Source organism: Piscibacillus halophilus (assembly GCF_900110685.1).
Lineage (GTDB): Bacteria > Bacillota > Bacilli > Bacillales > Alkalibacillaceae > Piscibacillus > Piscibacillus halophilus.
Genome location: NZ_FOES01000045.1, coordinates 1 through 19,050, shown reverse-complemented (window position 1 = coordinate 19,050; position 19,050 = coordinate 1). Strand labels below are relative to the sequence as shown.

13 protein-coding genes and 5 pseudogenes are annotated in these 19,050 nt (G+C 37.9%); 7 read left to right on the top strand and 11 right to left on the bottom strand.

The window, feature by feature from the left end; translation table 11 throughout:
* Positions 1-383: 383 nt before the first annotated feature.
* Positions 384-2,468: an MMPL family transporter gene (locus tag BMY57_RS13810; RefSeq protein ID WP_091775535.1), complete on the bottom strand. Its 2,085-nt coding sequence runs from the start codon at positions 2,466-2,468 to the stop codon at positions 384-386.
* Positions 2,469-2,569: 101 nt separating this feature from the next.
* Positions 2,570-3,148: a TetR/AcrR family transcriptional regulator gene (locus tag BMY57_RS13805; RefSeq protein WP_091775532.1), complete on the bottom strand. Its 579-nt coding sequence runs from the start codon at positions 3,146-3,148 to the stop codon at positions 2,570-2,572.
* A gap of 135 nt (positions 3,149-3,283) precedes the next feature.
* On the opposite strand from BMY57_RS13805, the gene guaC reads away from it, so the two are divergent.
* Positions 3,284-4,267: a GMP reductase gene (gene guaC / locus BMY57_RS13800; protein ID WP_091775529.1), complete on the top strand. Its 984-nt coding sequence runs from the start codon at positions 3,284-3,286 to the stop codon at positions 4,265-4,267.
* Positions 4,268-4,310: 43 nt separating this feature from the next.
* Here the strand turns inward: guaC and BMY57_RS13795 are convergent, their stop codons facing one another.
* From BMY57_RS13795 to BMY57_RS13785, 3 genes and pseudogenes are all read right to left on the bottom strand, one after another.
* The gene (locus BMY57_RS13795; RefSeq protein WP_091775528.1) at positions 4,311-5,840 is read right to left on the bottom strand and encodes a glycine betaine uptake BCCT transporter; all 1,530 of its coding nucleotides are present in this window, start codon (positions 5,838-5,840) and stop codon (positions 4,311-4,313) included.
* A 118-nt stretch (positions 5,841-5,958) separates the two neighbouring features.
* Positions 5,959-7,480 (bottom strand): annotated as a pseudogene (locus BMY57_RS13790) (glycine betaine uptake BCCT transporter).
* A gap of 130 nt (positions 7,481-7,610) precedes the next feature.
* A complete protein-coding gene (locus tag BMY57_RS13785) occupies positions 7,611-8,387 on the bottom strand; it encodes a Cof-type HAD-IIB family hydrolase (protein WP_091775525.1) in 777 nt (258 codons plus the stop codon).
* 101 nt (positions 8,388-8,488) lie between these two features.
* Here BMY57_RS13785 and BMY57_RS13780 point away from each other — a divergent pair, with 101 nt between their 5' ends.
* Positions 8,489-11,698 (top strand): DEAD/DEAH box helicase, encoded by a 3,210-nt coding sequence (locus BMY57_RS13780; RefSeq protein ID WP_091775522.1) that lies wholly within the window; start codon positions 8,489-8,491, stop codon positions 11,696-11,698.
* A 34-nt stretch (positions 11,699-11,732) separates the two neighbouring features.
* On the opposite strand, the gene BMY57_RS13775 is transcribed toward BMY57_RS13780, so the two are convergent.
* Positions 11,733-13,517, bottom strand: a complete 1,785-nt coding sequence (locus BMY57_RS13775; protein ID WP_177176395.1) for a methyl-accepting chemotaxis protein — start codon at positions 13,515-13,517, stop codon at positions 11,733-11,735.
* Between the two features lie 177 nt (positions 13,518-13,694).
* Positions 13,695-14,600 (bottom strand): annotated as a pseudogene (locus BMY57_RS13770) (MsnO8 family LLM class oxidoreductase); the annotation flags it as partial.
* Between BMY57_RS13770 and BMY57_RS13765 the strand changes: the two are divergent.
* A pseudogene (locus tag BMY57_RS13765) lies at positions 14,601-14,855 on the top strand (recombinase family protein); the annotation flags it as partial. It lies immediately after the preceding pseudogene.
* An 87-nt stretch (positions 14,856-14,942) separates the two neighbouring features.
* A pseudogene (locus BMY57_RS16595) lies at positions 14,943-15,186 on the top strand (Tn3 family transposase); the annotation flags it as partial.
* A 192-nt stretch (positions 15,187-15,378) separates the two neighbouring features.
* Here the strand turns inward: BMY57_RS16595 and BMY57_RS13755 are convergent.
* Entirely contained in the window at positions 15,379-15,630 is a 252-nt protein-coding gene (locus BMY57_RS13755; RefSeq protein WP_091775512.1) for an AbrB/MazE/SpoVT family DNA-binding domain-containing protein, read from the bottom strand.
* A 377-nt stretch (positions 15,631-16,007) separates the two neighbouring features.
* Between BMY57_RS13755 and BMY57_RS13750 the strand changes: the two genes are divergently transcribed.
* Together BMY57_RS13750 and BMY57_RS13745 are read left to right on the top strand one after the other, a co-directional pair.
* On the top strand, positions 16,008-16,214 hold the full coding sequence (locus tag BMY57_RS13750) for a YuzF family protein (RefSeq protein ID WP_091775509.1): 207 nt from the start codon (positions 16,008-16,010) through the stop codon (positions 16,212-16,214).
* Positions 16,215-16,282: 68 nt separating this feature from the next.
* Complete coding sequence (locus BMY57_RS13745; protein WP_091775506.1) at positions 16,283-17,173, top strand: manganese catalase family protein; 891 nt, start codon at positions 16,283-16,285, stop codon at positions 17,171-17,173.
* 195 nt (positions 17,174-17,368) lie between these two features.
* Here BMY57_RS13745 and BMY57_RS16340 read toward each other — a convergent pair whose 3' ends face one another.
* The 3 genes and pseudogenes from BMY57_RS16340 to BMY57_RS16585 form a co-directional block, all read right to left on the bottom strand.
* Positions 17,369-17,551, bottom strand: a complete 183-nt coding sequence (locus tag BMY57_RS16340; protein ID WP_250620307.1) for a hypothetical protein — start codon at positions 17,549-17,551, stop codon at positions 17,369-17,371.
* Positions 17,552-17,556: 5 nt separating this feature from the next.
* Positions 17,557-17,829, bottom strand: a complete 273-nt coding sequence (locus BMY57_RS16590) for a molybdopterin-binding protein (RefSeq protein WP_412976862.1) — start codon at positions 17,827-17,829, stop codon at positions 17,557-17,559.
* A 3-nt stretch (positions 17,830-17,832) separates the two neighbouring features.
* Positions 17,833-18,233 (bottom strand): annotated as a pseudogene (locus tag BMY57_RS16585) (molybdopterin-dependent oxidoreductase); the annotation flags it as partial.
* A 584-nt stretch (positions 18,234-18,817) separates the two neighbouring features.
* Between BMY57_RS16585 and BMY57_RS13735 the strand changes: the two are divergent.
* On the top strand, positions 18,818-19,050 hold a 233-nt coding region (locus BMY57_RS13735), incomplete at its 3' end, for a transposase (RefSeq protein ID WP_143063796.1).

The following is a 19,050-nucleotide window of genomic DNA, read 5'->3' as shown; positions in this document are numbered from 1 at the left end:
ATCACAGCATCACTGCCGTGATTGTTCCTGTGGAAAATTTCTTCCCTCTTGTCGGGAACCCTTGCAAGACCTCCCCGGGTAAGAGCTATAACCTTCCTCCCATATAACTGCTGTATTTACTGTATGGAATTCGTGCAGTATAGGACTTCGTTTTGTAATGCAAACTCATCCGTTCCAATTCAGCCTTATATACAGTTTCTGTTCGTCAGTTCAAGATTTTGCCTTAGGCTTCCTTCAGATTCCACCTCACGGTGGACACCCTTGCCATTAGCTAACAGTTCCTACTGCCAGGCCTGTAGTGGACTTTCACCACCAAGTTATAGCCCATGCCGGGCACACATTTAAAAGAGCATCAAACCGTCACACATTTGATGCTCTTTCATTTAATCCCTCTCAAACCATACGATCAACCCTGGCAGCAATATCCCTCGTATAATAAAGGTATCCATCAATATCCCCACAGCTACAATAAACCCAAATACGAATAATAATTGGATCGGTTGTGTCATTAAGACTGCGAAGGTTGCTGCTAAAATGAGTCCTGCTGATGAAATCACTCCACCCGTATTCGCTACAGCGAGCTCGACGGCTTTTTTCACTGGGTGTTTCTTTCGCTCTTCTTGGAATCGTGATACGAGCATGATGTTATAATCAATCCCAAGTGCGACTAAGAACACGAACGCATATAAAGGCACACGGTTACTAATCGTATCGATATCAAAAAATAGATCCGTTAAGAACATCCCCAGCCCCAAAGCTGCAAAGAATGACACTAGAATGGTTCCCATCATATAAATGGGCATTTTAACCGAACGTGTTAAAACGACGAGCATTCCAAAAATTAAGATGGTCTCTAAAGTCACGATGAGAATAACTTCCCGATTATTCACTTGACGATCGTCCACAATTCTAGCTGTTTCACCAGCGAAAAATAATTCACCCTCTAATCCGGCATTAGACAAAATTTCTCCAGACTGATCAATCGTTTTTTCTAAAGCATCGATTGTAACAGTGTTATAAGGATTTTCTGAATAAGTCAGGCTAAGGTTGAGCACCTCTCCATTTTCAGCCATCCCATCCAACCGAACTTGATGAACCAGTGGTTGTTGTTCCAACTCCTCTATTAACGTCTTTTGTTCTTCCTCAGTTAAGGCCTCGTCTCCCTCATAAAGAACAGTGGTTGGCGCCAATTGACCTGAGTCAAAGTTGCTTTCTAACACTTCATATCCAGCTCGTGAAGGCATATCTTCTGGAAATGAATGAAGCGTGTTGAATTCATATTCTAAATTGAACATATTTAACGCAGAAATAAATAAAAATATTGCTACTAAAGCGACTGATCCTATTGGTCGTTTAACAACGACCCCCCCAACCTTACTCCAGAAGGAATTGCTTTTCAACTTATCTTGGCCAACTTTAGGAATCTTTGGCCAAAAGGCTCGACGGCCAAATAACGTAAACAAAGCTGGAACTAACGTAATGGATGCAACCATAATAACTGCCATCGCCGTTGCAAAAGTTGGGGCAAAGTTTCGATAATCACCAGACTGCGCAAAAAACAATACTAGCATTGCCGCTAATACCGTACCTCCCGAGAAAAATACAGGCATCCCTGTCTGTCTCATCGCTCGTTTCATTGCATCAAACTTACTTGCATGCTCCTTTAATTCTTCTCGATATCTAGAGAAAACAAATAATGAATAATCAATCACAGCAGCAAATAATAAAATCGACATTATGGAAATGGTTTGTGTACTTAAGTCCGCTCCACTTTTTCCTAAAATACCTAATAACGGATTCACGACTTGATACACGAAACCAGCCGCAAGAAGTGGGATTAATGCGAGTAACGGAGAACGATAAATCACAACCAATAGTACAAGAATAATTCCAACCGTTGAAAAAATTAAAACTAAATCTGCCCTTGAAAACAGATCTAATGAATCAACAGCAATGCCAGCAGGTCCCGTAATAGCTAAACTCAGATCTGATTCTTGTTCCACGATGTCATAGACCTGTTGATTAGCCACTTTGATTTCGTCCGTTTCCAATGAAGCCTGGTAGGTCATCGGAATAAACGCGGTCGTTCCGTCATCAGAAAGAAACTCTTCCGTAGCTTGTGAAGGTAATTGATCAAGTGGAATAATTCCTTTAAACCCTTCAATGTTTTCATCTCGGATCAACTCTACAATTGAAGATAATCGTTCTTGATTCACATTTTCATCTGATTCAAACACTAATAAAGCCAAAAGTCCATCATCATCTTCAAAGTATTCATCGACTTTATTTTCAGCCAAAACTGATTGTTGATCCTCAGGTAAAGAATTAATCGTCGGAACTTGATAATCTTTAGGGTTTGGCGCGAATACCGATAACAAAATAGCTGCTAATAGCCAAACCGATAGCGTCAGCCACATCCCTTTTCTTGTCGTCACTCGATCGGTCATTTTATGTAGAAAATTATCCACTTACCTAATCTCCTTCCTATAAAAATGACACATCTGTCACTTTCTATAAAAATAAAATGACACACCTGTCACTTTCATTATCAAGTATGAATTACAGCGTGTCAATTTAACTCTTTAAACATTCCATGACGTATAACATCTTTAATGGAACGTACCCACTCATGGGGTGGAACACCGAAATGATTAGGAATCGTAATCGATTGAAATATGAATCCTAATACAAGTGAATCAGGGATCTCTTCTCTGACCTTCCCTTGTTCCTTACCTAATTTAATCATATCGGCTAAATTTTGATACATGTCAATATGTAACGTTTCTATTTTTTCATGATTCAGTTTGGCACGGTCACTTTCTTGAATTGGAATCTTCTGTCCCATCTCAATAACCTGTAGAAGTTCTTGATCGCGAAACATTAAATCCAGTAAAAAATCGAGTTGATCCTCAAACAACTCATATTGATGGATTCCCTTTAATTCCTCTAAATACTTATTCATTTCGTATAACATATATTCCGTCACGAGGTCTTCTTTATTCTCAAAGTATTTATAAATCGTCCCTCTTGAGACATCTAACCTTGTTGCTAATACGCTAAATGAAAACCCTTCATATCCATGGTCTAATAAGAGACGTCTGGTCATCTGAAATAATTCATCAGTTGTAAACTTCTTCTGACGAGCCATGTAATCACCTCCCGACCATTATAACACTTCTTTTGAAATATCTTTTTGACAAACCATTCGTTTTCTAGTAAATTAACAATGTACGAACATTCCATAACAATTTATTTTAAATATTCGTTTTTAGGGGAGATAAACATGGAAAATGTATTTGATTACGAAGATGTACAGCTAATTCCCGCAAAATGTATTGTAGAGAGTCGTTCACAATGCGACACGTCAGTGGAGTTTGGCGGACATCATTTTAAACTACCCGTTGTCCCTGCGAACATGCAGACAATTATTGATGAGAACATTGCAACTTACTTAGCTGAAAATGGCTATTTCTATATTATGCATCGCTTCGAACCTGAAAAGCGTCTGCAATTTGTAAAAGATATGCAAGAACGTATGCTGATTGCCTCAATCAGTGTAGGGGTTAAATCGGAAGAATATGATTTCGTTACAACATTAGCTCAAGAAGGCTTAACACCTGACTATATCACGATTGACATTGCCCATGGTCACTCCGATTCAGTGATCAACATGATTAAGCATATTAAGCAACACTTACCTGGAAGCTTTGTCATTGCGGGTAACGTTGGGACGCCAGAAGCTGTTCGTGAATTAGAAAATGCAGGTGCAGATGCCACCAAAGTTGGGATTGGACCAGGAAAAGTATGTATTACGAAGATTAAAACTGGTTTCGGTACTGGTGGTTGGCAATTGGCAGCGATTCGTTTATGTGCAAAAGCTGCGACAAAACCGATTATTGCCGATGGTGGTATTAGAACACATGGCGATATCGCAAAATCGATTCGTTTTGGCGCATCAATGGTGATGATCGGCTCTTTATTCGCTGGACATGAAGAATCACCTGGCGAAACGGTGGAGATTGACGGTAAGCTTTATAAAGAATACTTCGGCTCAGCTTCGGAATTCCAAAAAGGTGAGAAGAAAAACGTTGAAGGTAAAAAAGAATGGGTCAAGCACCGCGGTCACTTACAAGATACCTTAACTGAGATGGAACAAGATTTACAATCAGCCATTTCATACGCGGGCGGTACTCAATTAAACGCAATTCGTCACGTTGACTATGTTATTGTTAAAAACTCCATCTTTAATGGAGATAAGGTATACTAATATTTATATTAAAATCCCTGAGACACGTATCTCAGGGATTTTTTCAATCATCTTTTTTCAACTTTTTATTAGTTTCAATTTCACCTATTCCTAGCTCTTTTCCTTCTTGAAAAATCGCTTTTATAAAGCTAATGGTCATGAGTAACATGATGATTGAGAACGGTAAAGCCGCGACAATCATGGTGTTTTCAAGTGCTTGCAACCCACCTGTGTAAAGTAAAGCTAAAGCAGTGGCTGATAATAACGCTCCCCATACAAGCTTGATGCGTTGCCCTGGCTGGTGTGATCCACCTGTAGTCATCATTCCCAATACAAATGTACCTGAATCGGCAGATGTAATGAAAAACGTTCCAATTAAAATCATCGCCACAATCGAAGCAACCATCCCTAGTGGAAAGTTTGAAAATACTCCAAATAAGGCTTCTTCAGTTGCTAGTTCAGAAATTATGTCTACTCCATTATGCTCAAGCGAAATCGCTGTTCCACCAAATGTTGAAAACCATAAAAATCCGATTATAGAAGGCAGAATCAATACCGTCAACACAAATTCTCGAATCGTTCTCCCTTTCGATACACGAGCAATAAATATTCCTACAAATGGGGACCAAGCAATCCACCACGCCCAATAGAAAACGGTCCACCCATTAATCCATTCACGTAATTCTTCGTCTAACGGAGCAATTCGAAAACTCATGGCCGGTAAATTTTGTACATAAGTTCCGATTGAGTTCGTAAAAATATTTAAAATAAATAAAGTGGGGCCTACTATAAACATTAAGCCGAAAAGTAATACAGCTAGAATCATATTCGTATTACTTAAAATCCTAATCCCTTTACCTAAGCCAGTCCAAGCTGAAATCATAAATAGCACGGTAACAATTCCGATAATAATGAGCTGCATCCAAAAGTTAGTTGGCATATCAAATAAAAATGATAAACCTCCGTTAATTTGAACGGCACCGAACCCGAGAGTTGTAGCTACTCCAATTACTGTTGCGATAACGGCTAACACATCAATCAGTCGACCAAAATTCCCATCCATACTTTTTCCAAAAATCGGATGGAGTGTAGCACTTATAAGCCCCTTTTTATCATGCCTGAAATTGAAGTAAGCTAATACTAACGCCACAATTCCATAAATCGCCCAAGCATGAATTCCCCAATGGAAAAACGTAAATCGCATCGCATCTTTAATCGCCTGTTCAGTGCCGGTTTCAAGTGTAGGTGAGCTCACAGCATAGTGACTGATTGGCTCAGCTGCTCCCCAGAATACGAGACCAATTCCCATCCCAGCACTAAATAACATCGCAATCCAAGTCGGTCTTTTAAATTCTGGTTTTTCCCCCGGCTTACCAAGCCGTATTTTCCCTAATGGTGTAACTAAAAATACTAAACACACTATCACAAAAAATGTTACGACAATTAAGTAATACCATCCAAAAGTATCTGCAATAAACGCTTGGACGTCTGTTGTTAATTGCTCTAACCAATCAGGCCAAATCATCCCTACAATGACTAATATAAGCATAATACCAGCTGATATTTTAAAAACAGGAGTTAACTTACTTAACATTATTGAGAGCCCCTTTCTCAACTAATACGACCATTCCAAAAGAATATCTAATATTAGATTGCTCTATGCTTTTTATTATCCTTAGGACGCTCTCTTTTATTCACTGTATAAAATGATATTACTTGGTCTTTTTCTTAGGTATTTTTCCTATTCCTAGTTCTCTTCCTTCTTTATATATAGCCTTCAGAAAACTAATGGCCATTAATAACATAATAATCGAAAAAGGTAATGCGGCAATGATCATCGTGTTTTGTAAAGCTTGTAATCCTCCTGTATATAAAAGCGCCAATGCCGTCGCAGATAATAAAACTCCCCATGTAAGCTTGATAGCCTGCCCTGGTTGATGTGAACCGCCAGTCGTCATCATCCCTAATACATATGTTCCAGAATCAGCAGAGGTTATGAAGAATGTACTAATCAGGGTGATTGCAGCAATCGATGCGACCATCCCAAACGGATAATTGGAAAATACACCAAACAGCATCTCTTCAGTGGCTAATGATGATAAATCTACCCCTTCGAAATGTTCAAGAGAGATCGCAGTTCCTCCAAAGGTAGAAAACCATAAAAACCCGATTAATGATGGAACAACTAAGACGGTAAACACAAACTCTCGGATACTCCTCCCCTTCGAAACACGTGCTATAAATATTCCGACAAACGGAGCCCAAGCAATCCACCAAGCCCAATAAAATATTGTCCAAGCATTAATCCAATCTCGTTCTGCCTGATCAAGCGGTGCTATACGGAAACTCATAGTTGGTAACGTTTGAAAGTAAGCACCGATAGATTGTGTAAACATATTCAAAATAAACATCGTTGGACCGATCATAAACATGATAAAAAATAAGGCTATAGCCAATATCATATTGACATTACTTAAGACCTTGATCCCCCTACCTAAACCTGTCCAAGCTGAAATCATAAATAATACCGTTACAATCGTGATAATGACTAGTTGCATCCAAAAACTTGATGGGATATCGAATAAAAAGGAAAGTCCACCATTAATCTGTACAGCTCCAAACCCTAATGTGGTCGCCACTCCTATAACCGTCGCAATCACGGCTAATACATCTATGACACTTCCCAATGGACCTTCCATACTTTTTCCAAACAACGGATTTAAAGCAGCACTAATTAAGCCAGGTCGATTATGCCTAAAATTAAAATAAGCGAGAACTAATGCCACAATTCCATAAATCGCCCAGGCATGAATCCCCCAATGGAAAAACGTCACGCTCATCGCATCCCGAATCGCTTGCTCTGTACCTGTCTCTTCCGCAAAGGGATTGGTAATCGCATAATGATTAATCGGTTCTGCCGCTCCCCAGAATACAAGTCCAATCCCCATTCCAGCACTGAACAACATCGCAATCCATGTTGGTCTATTAAATTCTGGTTGTTCATCAGGACCTCCCAATTTGATTTTTCCTAATGGTGTGATTAAAAAAAACTAAACAAATAATCGTAAATAAGGTAACTAAAATAAGATAATACCATCCGAATTTATCAGAAATAAAAACCTGAATAGTTTCAGTCACGCTTTCTAACCCTTCAGGCAGAATGATTCCAAGCAACACCAGAACAAGCATGATTCCTACTGATATGCTAAATGCTGGTTTAGCTTTTTTTAACATTCGCTATGCCCCCTCAACAGTATTTATAACCTATGTCATTATTATCTTTAGAGCATAGCCTTTTATTCAGATAGTTCATAACTGATATATACAGAAAAACCTCGCTGGGTGGAATGCCAGCGAGGTTTCATCATTTTATTAATCCAATTTGTTTTAATCCATACAATATACCATCTTCATCTACACGCTTTGTTACGTAACGAGCCTTCTCTTTAGCTTCTTGATGCCCGTTCCCCATGGCAAAGCTGTGGTGAATTTGACTAAGCATTTCTAAGTCATTTCGTGCATCCCCAAAAGCCACTTGTCGTTCAGCTGGTATCCCTAACTTGTCAATAATACGGTCGATTCCTTCCGCTTTCGACCCACCAGCTGGCAAAATATCCACTGAAACACGGTGCCACCTTACAAAATCAAATTTTTTAAACTGGTCGACATACGGTTGTTCCTCACCCTTCACACAAAAAAGGAGTGCTTGGTAAAGTTCCCGTCCGATATAATCAGGATCATGAGATGGAAAATGATCTATTTTCAACGATGAAATACTTTCATTTATATATTCATGCTCTGGTACATTGGCTTTCATATCATCAGCATCCATAAACACAACAGGGTGTTCATTTTCTAAAGCTTTCTCGGTTAAAGCTACTAATTCTTCATTATCTAAAGGATTTTTGTATATCACTTCACCTCTTAACACCACATACTGTCCGTTGAAACTGACATATGTATCAATCCCAAGCTCTTTACGTATGTCTTTAAACATAAATGGCGCTCGACCTGTCGCAATCGCAACTTCATGTCCTTGTTCTTTTAATTTAAAAATGGACTCTTTTGCACTTTGTGGCAGCTCTTTATGATGATCTAGTAATGTCCCGTCAATATCGAAAAATATGATGTGTTGTTCCATGAATTCCCTTCCTTTCCCCTTGAATGATACCATTAACTTGTATATTTTGTAATGTAAAATGTTAAGATGGTAATAGCGTAAAAGAGTAAGGGTGAGGATCAATGTTAACCGAATTAGAAATTAAAAATATGTTTGAAAGCCGTATATATCAACGAGGGCAACGTTATTTCAAAAACGGGGCCGTTGTTGACTTAAAATTTGACGATGAAACAAACAGTTGGGATGCGACTGTTATGGGATCTGAGCCTTATCACGTGCATATTAAAGACCATAAAGGGTATATCACTCATCAATGCAATTGCCCTGCTCATGATACCTTCGGGGAATGTAAACATGTCGTCGCAGCCCTACTTAAAATAAACTCAAGGTCAAATTCAAATCATCAAAAAGAATTCTTTAAAGAAGAAATTTATAATCGTTTAATTATCAATCGAACCCCTCATGACGTTGACTATTCCGCCAAGCTAATCGACCTTTTTTCAGATCAACTTCAAACAGAAGAACACGTCATTGATGGGTACCAAGAATATTTAGAAACAGAATTCACCTTAAAAATCGAACGCAAATTATGGTTCGGATTTCAATTTTTCGTCGAGATGAAAGTTGGTGTTGATCGAACATATGTTGTTAAAAACTTAAAACGTTTTATAGAAAGTGTCATTCAGCAAAAAGAACACTTCTTCACACCTAACTTTTCTTATTTACCAGAGCAACATGTTTTTAATGAAAGTGATCAACAAATTATAGACATTTTAATAGCTATTTATCAAAATGAAGAGTTTTACGAAAGCCGGTTTGCTACACCCGCTTCACAAAAAGCAATGGTCATTCCACCATCGTTTGCGAATGAATTAATTCCACTTTTAGCGGAAACTGGAGCGAGCTTTGAAGACGAAATCAGAGCCTATAAATATTTTGAATGGACAGAAGGTGAACTTCCATTTGAATTTTATTTAACCGAAACTGAAAATGGATATGAATTTCATCCAGGGTTCATTCACCAAGCAGAATATATAAAAAACTACGGTATGATTCAATCTTTCAATCAATTATACAAATTAGAAAACACTCAAAAAGAAGTGGTCGAACGTGCTTTTAACGTCCTTTCTGAACAAGAAAAGATATCAATTAAAAAGCAAGAGATCGATACGTTCGTCTCGCAAGTATTACCGAATCTTCAACAAATCGGGGAAGTTGAGTTATCTGACAAAGTATCTGAATCCATTGTCAGCCCAACACTCACAACAACGATGCATTTAGATTGGGATGATGAGCGATTAACCGCACAAGTTCGTTATCGTTATAACAACATTTCCATTGACCCTATGAAACCTACTAGTACTTATAAATTAAAGGATCAAATTTTAGTTCGTGAACATGAAAAAGAACAACGCGTCATGCGAGCGATTGAACATGCAGGTTTTAAATATAACGGTGAAGAGCTTTATTTAAATACAGAACTTGAAGTCTTTAATTTTCTATATGAACAAATCCCACAACTAGAAGATTTCGTTAACTTTTATTTAACCCAAGCGGTTAAAAACTTATTATTTCATGAAGTCGACTATCCAACTATTAACGTTGACTATGAATCGGGCGAAAACTATTTAGAAGTCAATTTCGATATTGGTGACATTAATCAAGAAGACATTAGTCGTTTACTCCAATCCGTTATTGAGAAAAAGCGATTTTATCGACTACCGGACGGTTCTTTTGTTCCATTGCAATATGAATCTCTAACTCAAATGACGAATCTACTACATGATCTTGACTTAAAACCTAAAGATGTTGAGAATGGAACGGTACAGCTCCCTGCTTACCGAGGGTTGCAACTTGAGGATGCTGTTTCGCAAGGGATGAAAAAGAAATATAACGAGGCATTTCAACAGCTCATTGATGATATTAAAACACCGAGCCGAGCAGACATCCCGCTTCCTAAAAACTTAAATGCTGATTTGAGAGAGTATCAAAAAACAGGGTTTCAATGGTTAGCATCACTTAGTCGTTATGGCTTTGGTGGTATTTTAGCTGATGACATGGGACTTGGTAAGACCTTACAAAGCATTACATTCTTATTATCTGAACGAGAACAAAATCCAGATGCTAAGCCTGCCATCGTTGTGTCACCCGCTTCACTCGTTTACAACTGGCAAGCCGAATTTGATAAATTCGCTCCAACGATGAGAGTCCTAGTCATAAGTGGTACGGCTACCGAACGAAAAATGTTGTTAAATCAAATAGATGACGTAGATGTTGTCATCACGTCATATCCCCTCATCCGCCAAGATGTGGAACAATATGAGCCATTAGAGTTTTCAACCTTAATTTTAGATGAGGCACAAGCGATTAAAAACCATTTAACGAAACAAGCGAGAGCCGTTCGTTCGATTCATGCTAAAGAACGGTTTGCGTTAAGTGGAACCCCGATTGAAAATTCTTTAGATGAGCTTTGGTCCATTTTTGATGTGGTATTGCCTAAGTTTTTCCCGAACAAAAAGGAATTCAAAAACTTATCACAAGAACAAATTTCAAGAATGAGCAGACCCTTTATTTTAAGACGTGTGAAACAAGATGTATTAACAGAGTTACCAGATAAAATTGAATCCGTTCAGTACTCTGATCTCACAAGAGAACAGAAAGAACTGTACCTCGGTTATCTTGAAAAAATTAAAAATGAGACTGCCGATGCGATGACTGAAGGCTTTCAGAAAAATAGAATGAAGATTTTAGCTGGATTAACGAGATTGCGACAACTTTGCTGTCATCCTTCGCTATTTATTGAAGGGTATGAAGGCGAATCAGGAAAGATGAATCAACTACTAGACATGATTGAAAGTGCCAGAGATAATGGCCACCGAATTCTGATATTTTCACAATTTGCGAGTATGTTAAAAATTATACAAGCAGAGCTTGAGGATCAAGGACGTCAAATCTTTTATTTAGATGGTCAAACCCCATCAAAAGAACGAGTGGAAATGGTCAATCGATTTAATGAAGGTGAAAAAGAACTATTTCTTATTTCATTAAAAGCCGGTGGAACAGGGTTAAACCTAACTGGTGCTGATACGGTGATTTTATATGATCTGTGGTGGAATCCAGCAGTCGAAGAACAAGCAGCTGGTCGCGCACACCGTATTGGACAGAAAAGCGTAGTTCAAGTTCACCGATTGATTACAAAAGGAACCATTGAAGAAAAAATCTACGCCTTACAACAACAAAAGCGTGAACTCATCGAAAACGTCATTCAACCTGGCGAGACGATGTTCAGCAGCCTCAACGAAGATGAAATTCGTGAGTTATTAAACATTTAAAAAAGGTTCGACCACGCGTCGAACCCTTTACTTTTTATATTTTAAATTTAGAAGCAGTTTCTTGTAGTTCAGCAGCCATTTCTGCTAAAACAGCACTTGCCGAAGTTACTTCTTCAACTGATGCCGTTTGTTCCTCAGCGGCACTTGCAACTTCTTGTGCTAATCCTGAAGTATTTTCAGTATATTTATTTAACTCTCCCATTGTATGAACAAGTGATTCGTTTCGTTGTTCAATTTCACTAATGGATTCATTCACTTCTTTCATTCTTGATGAAACTTGAGTAACAGCAGACGAGATTTCATTAAACGACTGACCTGCACGATTGACAAGGTTTCGCCCTTCATCAACTGAAATAACACCTTGTTCCACAGATTCAACAGCATATTTTGTTTGATTACGAATTTCATATATAATCTTAGAGATTTCAACCGTCGAATTCGTAGATTGTTCAGCTAGTTTTCTAACCTCATCAGCAACCACCGCAAATCCTTTTCCGTGTTCACCTGCGCGAGCCGCTTCAATGGCTGCGTTCAACGCTAATAGATTAGTCTGTTCAGAAATGTCGTTAATCATCTGTAAAATATTTTCAATTTCATTGGATCGTTCATCTAGTTGCTTAATGACCTCTCCAATACCCGTTACATTCGAGCTGATGCTTTCCATCTGATTAATTGCTTGGTTAACGACCTTTTCACCTTCTGAAGCTTTCTCTGATGTTTCAACGGACGACTGTGTAACTCGTTCAGTACGTTTAGCAATTTCTTGTATATTTTGAGAGATATCATCCACAAAATTGTTTGAGCGCGTGACATTCTCAACCTGTTGTTCATTACCGTTCGACACTTCTTGAATAGAGCTTGAAATTTGTTCAGCAGCAGTTGTTGTTTCATCTGCATTTGCACTTAGCTCTTCCGATGACGCGGCTACTTGCTCAGATGTTTCAATCACGCTTGAAATAAGTTCACGCATATTCTCGATCATCTGATTATAACTATCCGCTAGCTGCGCAAGTTCATCTTTACCCTTTACATTAACCGATTCAGACAAGTTACCCTCAGCTACATTAGATAAACCACCTTGAACGGCATGAAGCTTTTTCGTAATTTGACGAACGAATAGAATAACTGCAACCGTTCCGATTAAAATAGCAATCGCTGAAACAATGACCGTCGACATCAATGTATGATTACGAAGTTCTGTTACTAGCGCTCCCATTTCAAAGTCAATTCCATAAACCCCAATCACGTCACCTTGAGCATCAGACACAGTCGTTGCTAACGTAATAACTGAACCACCTGTCACGGCATCAATGTAAGGCTCTGTCCATGTCACTTCACCTGGATTTTCAACCGAATCAATGTACCATCCACGTGTTGTCGCGTCAAACTCAGATAAATCTGAGTCGCTCGAAGGAACGTCTGAGAAATAAATAGCTCCATCAGGTGTAGCTAAATAAGAATTTAATATGTATTCATGTTCTGAAGCTTCGTTAGATAAAAAATCCTCATAAAACTCAATTAAACTTGGATCATTTGCAGGAGGTAAATGACTATATGATTCACTTGACCCCTCTTCATTCAAGTAATTTTCATATTGCATTTCTTCCGCACCAGCAATATCAAGCAAAATTTCTTCATAATTATTGAACGTATCCCTAAATTCACGATCTGTATCCTCAAGAACCTCCTTAGGAACAATCGATTTTTCAAGAACTGCTGTTTGTGTATAATTAATCACTCCAATAATAATGAGCGGTGTGATTAACAACAGCAGCATAATAATAATTAATTTAGACTTAATTGAATGTAAAAATTTCAAAAATGCCACCTCTCCCTCGATGTATATCAATACATTAAGAAATATCGGTAAAAATTTAGAATACTTTAACATTAAACTAAAAATTCTTAAAATTTCCTTTAGACATTCCATTCATTTTCACATAAAAAAAAGAGTTCAAAATGAAATTGAACCCTTTTTAATCGTTATTTCTTTTTCCTATAAAAGCTCACGCGCTAAAAGACGATAGACATCTAGTCGTTTATCTTGAGAATGCGGAATACTTACAATCATGGCTTCATCAAAACCGTATTTTTCTTGTTCATCTTGAATTGTTTGAGCAACGTCTTTTGCCGCACCTACTAAATGTAGTTTCCGAGCTTCCTGAATTCGCATTCGATCCATTTCTGTCAACGGATATTCTTGTGCTTCTTCAGGTGTAATATTTTGTGTAATTTGCCCCTTCATCAATTTAAGACGAGAAATATCTTGAGGCCCCGCTTCAAACTCTGCCTCTTCTTCTGTTTCAGCTACTGTCACCATGTATGAGACGTTAATTTCTGGTTCTTCCATAAAATCGGATGGTTCAAAGTTAACCTTATACGTATCTAAAATTTCTTTTGATAATTCTCCATTAAAAAATTGGGCAAATGAATAACCAACACCCATCTGACCTGCCTTCAATGCACTGTTGCCACTGGACCCTAACAACCAAGCTTCAGGCAACACAACCTTTGATGGAGTTGCCATCGTTCGACTATATAATTCCTCAATCGGCACTTCATCATTAATATATTGAAGAGCTGTTTCTAGCTTTTCATACATATTATTCAGCATTGGCTGACGACCTTCAGCCATAGCATACATACTAAAATGGTCACCACCAGGAGCTCGTCCCACCCCAAAATCGATTCGCCCCGGAGCAAATGCACTCAAAGTCTTGAACACCTCCGCCAATTTTAACGGAGAATAATGCATCATCATTACGCCGCCAGTTCCTAAGCGAATACGGTTCGTTTTAGCAGCTAAGTGCGCTGTTGTTATTTCTGGGGCTGAACTCGCTAAAGCATCCGTACCATGGTGTTCAGCCATCCACATTCGTGTATAACCTAACTCATCTGCAAGCGGTTAATTTTAAATGTTATGCTCTCCTTTGCCGAATTTGAAAGAGATATGATTGTAGAGCGAACTCAGGAAGGAAAAGCCATAGCAAAACAACGTGACGACTTTCGAGAAGGTAGACCAAAGAAATATAACAAGAAACAAATAGAACACGCTATATCGCTAAAAGAAAATAATTCCTATAAACAGGTAGAGGAAATGACTGGTATTTCAAAAAGCACGTTAATTAGAGCGAAAAAAGAAAGAGGATTAATATAATAATTGAACAAAGGAGAAGCCGTGGTCCAGAAAGACCTATTTTCTTTTTTGGAAAATAAGGAGAGGTTAGGAACGAACCATACAGTATCGCTTCAAAGGGCCAGAGCTTTAAACATAATTATTATCAATGCCATTAACTATCTGGAATATCTTACATCTAACAAAGCAGTTGAATATCAAAAACGGTCAGGTAGTTTTAATAAAGACTTATTGCACACCATATGTCGTGTCGCCTCTAGGTTGGGAACATATTAATTTACTTGGAGAATACCATTTTAATTCGGAGAAAATGGTCTCGTTAGATTCTTTAAGACCATTGAAACTTTCTTAACGTTGTTAAAACTGGGGGAATCGTCTTGAAAATGGGCTTAGCGTTGTAAATCCGCATTTTCCTGACGCTACCCCATTGAACAAGTGGTTGCGTTTATTGAGTTAAATATTGTGTTTTTTATGTAAGGCTGACGAATTTGTACTGTATTAATAGCAATCACCTGGTTCGTTTTGAGATAGATGACGTCATTCATTATCTGTTCACTAACCCTTTAAACGCTTTGTCATGCTCATTAATGACATCATTTAAAATATCCATGAATTCTGTATCAACGCCTTTAGGAAGTGTTACCTGCTCTTTTTTTCTCAAAACAATTTTCCCATCCTTAACTTCAACCTGAACATCGTCACCATGTGCTAAGCCAACTTGTTTAAGTAACTCATGAGGAAGAGTAATTCCAAAACTATTTCCAACCTTCGTAACTTTTCTTTCGAATTGCTCCAAAAGATCACATCCTTATTATAATTATTATAACGATTATAACACATAAAAGTGAATTGGAAAAATCTATAATAAAGTAAGTTTGTGAACAGTTACACTTAAAGTAACGGGTGCCACCGTTAGTTTAAGAAGGATATTGAGTATCAAATCAGGAAGTTTATAGCCCCAGCCACACAGTAATTGGTGATTATTAAGATTGAAACGCCCTGACACTATTTCATAGGTGTTTTTATTTTGGATTCAGAATCTGGGTTTATTTTTCTAATGAAAGAATGGATGTCTGAATAAATCCGAAAACCAACATTCCAATTGGACAAAATGCACATTTTTACTTCCTTGCATATACTGCTATGGGCTTCATGAAAAGGAGTGTGTTGAAAATGAGTGAAAATTGGAAACTTAGTGATCCATATGTTTATCAAGCTTTAATGGGACTTCACAATCAATCCCTTGCTGTTCAAACGACCCACGGCTCTGTACGAGGTGTATTACAAGAGGTCATGCCTGATCATATCGTCATCATGATGGGCGGGACACCATTCTATGTACGTACAGCACAAATAATTTGGTTTCATTCGACGATGTGAGAATAAGCCAAGCTCCATCCAACATATGATGAAAATGATTATTGTTTACGGATGGAGGTGTAAAGCTTATGTTGAAACGCGTGAATAAAATTGCCATTGAGTTACCATATCCAGAACATGGCGATATGAATGCTGCTGCAGCTGTACAAGAATTAATGGGTGGAAAATTCGGTGAGATGTCCACCTTAAACAATTACATGTTTCAATCCTTTAATTTCCGCGGTAAAAAAAAGCTAAAGCCCTTTTATGATTTAATTGCAAGTATTACAGCGGAGGAATTTGGCCATGTTGAATTAGTAGCGAATGCAATTAATCTGCTTTCGATTGGCAATACCATTCCTGGCAATCCTGATTCCGCCCCACTGCAAAATGGAAAGGATGCCCGTTATTCTACACATTTTACAACCACTGCTCAAACAGCTTTTCCAGGTGACGGGATGGGAAGACCGTGGAATGGGTCGTATGTAAATAACAGTGGAACGCTCGTTGAAGATCTACTCGCCAATTATTTATTGGAAATCGGTGCTAGAAACCACAAAATGCGTGTGTATGAAATGACGACCCATCCGACTGCCTTAGAGATGACCGGATACTTGCTTGTCAGAGGTGGGACTCATATTATTGCCTATGCAAAAGCACTAGAAGTAGCTACAGGTGTGGATGTGGGTAAAATGCTTCCAGTTCCAAGTTTGGATAATAATAAGTTTGATTATGCCAAAAAGTTTATGGATCAAGGATTGTACAATGTGTTGTATACATGGGGAGAAGCGGATTATCGTGATATCAACCAAATATGGAAAGGTGCAAACCCAGAAACAGGTGAAAGGCTGCATGTAATTGACGGGATGCCTGAAGGTGCGCCTGTACCCGATTTTCCAGAACTTCCAGAGCAATTCGCTCCAGGGATTGATTTGGATGATTACTATCGTATTTTAAAACGTTTAAAAAGCAATATGTAAACTTTAATAAAGAGCCATTGTAATTAATCATAATTACAATGGCTTGTTTTTCTTTCTGCCTTAAATAAAGGTAAGTTAATCAAGTGTGCATGCTGTACACCTTAAGACAGTCGCATTATCCGAATGATTTACATTTAGGTCTGGACTAGGTATTCTATACAACATTCTCTTCTTTATTTAGCTTTCTATTCAATCTTAAATTTCATCAATTGCATTATAACCGTAACCTTTTCTATTCCAGAAAGGTAGGGTTGGTTGAGTTCTATCATAAGAATCAGTAGCTTTTGTCATAATCTTATATTCACCTTTGTCCAGTACAGTCCACTCATAAGACCAAGATTGCCACCCATAACCAGCATTTTTAGCTGACTCTAACATTGCATTTAGCCAAGTAATCCACCGTCGATACTTATCTCCAACTTTGTAATAAAGCCTTTACCTGTCCAAGGAATCCCTTTAATCAAATGCTTACCATTATTTAAAGTCTCCTTATCTAAAGGCTTTTGAATCGTCGAGTTTACATTTATTGTAGTAACAGGGTAGGCATCTTTATTATTTTCTTTATCAGGATAATACACATAATCGATTGTTTGAAATGGTCCTTTAAAATTAGAATCAATAACACTAATCTGCTTTATCCATTTAACAGACGCCATTGCATACCACTGTGGAACAATTAATCTTAGTGGATAACCATGTTTAAACGGAATTGGCTGGTTATTATATTCATAGGCAATAATGGTATCAGGATGGATAGCCTTCTCTATAGGCTGACTTCTAGCGTAGGTAAAAACCTCATTTAGATCGGTTCTTTCTCCAAAATCATATCCTTCTACGACAATTTCTTTTGATCCTTCCCTTATCCCGGAAAGTTCCAGCAGGGTTCGTAACGGTACACCCTTCCAATAGCCTTGGCTTATAGCACCTTTTCCCATTGTTCTCCAAATACTTTAGGTTCGAAAAGGTTACGTTTATCCCCTGAACATTCAAGGACAGCTAGTATTGTTTTTGAAGGTAATTGAAGAATGTCCTCCATGGAAAGCAATATTGGTGTTGACATGATCCCATTAATTGGGAGCCAATAGTTTGAGTAAGAAAGAGCTGGATAATTAAAGTGGTTTCTCTTATAAAATAAGTTATTATTTACAATCTCATTTTCTATAAATGAAATAGGTGTTGCCTGATTTTTACTGCCCCTTAACCTGCGATAAATTAAGGTTATTAGAACGTATTGAGGATAAGATCCAGACACTTGGTACAAGTACAAGAGCAGATACTAGAATGGAAAGGCAGTCATAAAATCCTCGTAGATAGGTTCATTGTTTACCACTCCTTTTCTAAGGATAAACAAACATATTATATTGAATATTTTAAACACTCTAGTTAACATTATTAAACTATCCTATAAACTTATTATGGGGATAGTTTTTGGTTAAAAACTTTACAAGTCAAATGTAATCGGGGTTAATGAATTTGTGAAATGTTGTATTTAAACTATCGGGTGCTTATCTACAGTATATCAAGAAGTAGTATTTAACGGATGACGTACAATAGTTTGTGTAAAACTCTTGAAGACAAAAAAAGAGGCAGGGTATCCTCAGAGTAAACAACGAAATCAACTCATGAAAGGAGATGCCCTACCTCATGTTTACAAGTATAGGACAAAACAACCTCGAAAATCAACTGGACGAATTAGTCCGCTCTTTCGTCCAAGAGAAGCTAGAAACAATTATGAAGGAAGAAATGAATCAATTTTTCGAAGAAAATCCTGAGCTAAAAAACTATAAGAACGGCAGTTACGGTCGTCAATTGGATACGAAATACGGTCGCATCCAAGACCTTCAGGTGCCACGAGATCGAGAAAACGCATTTCAGAC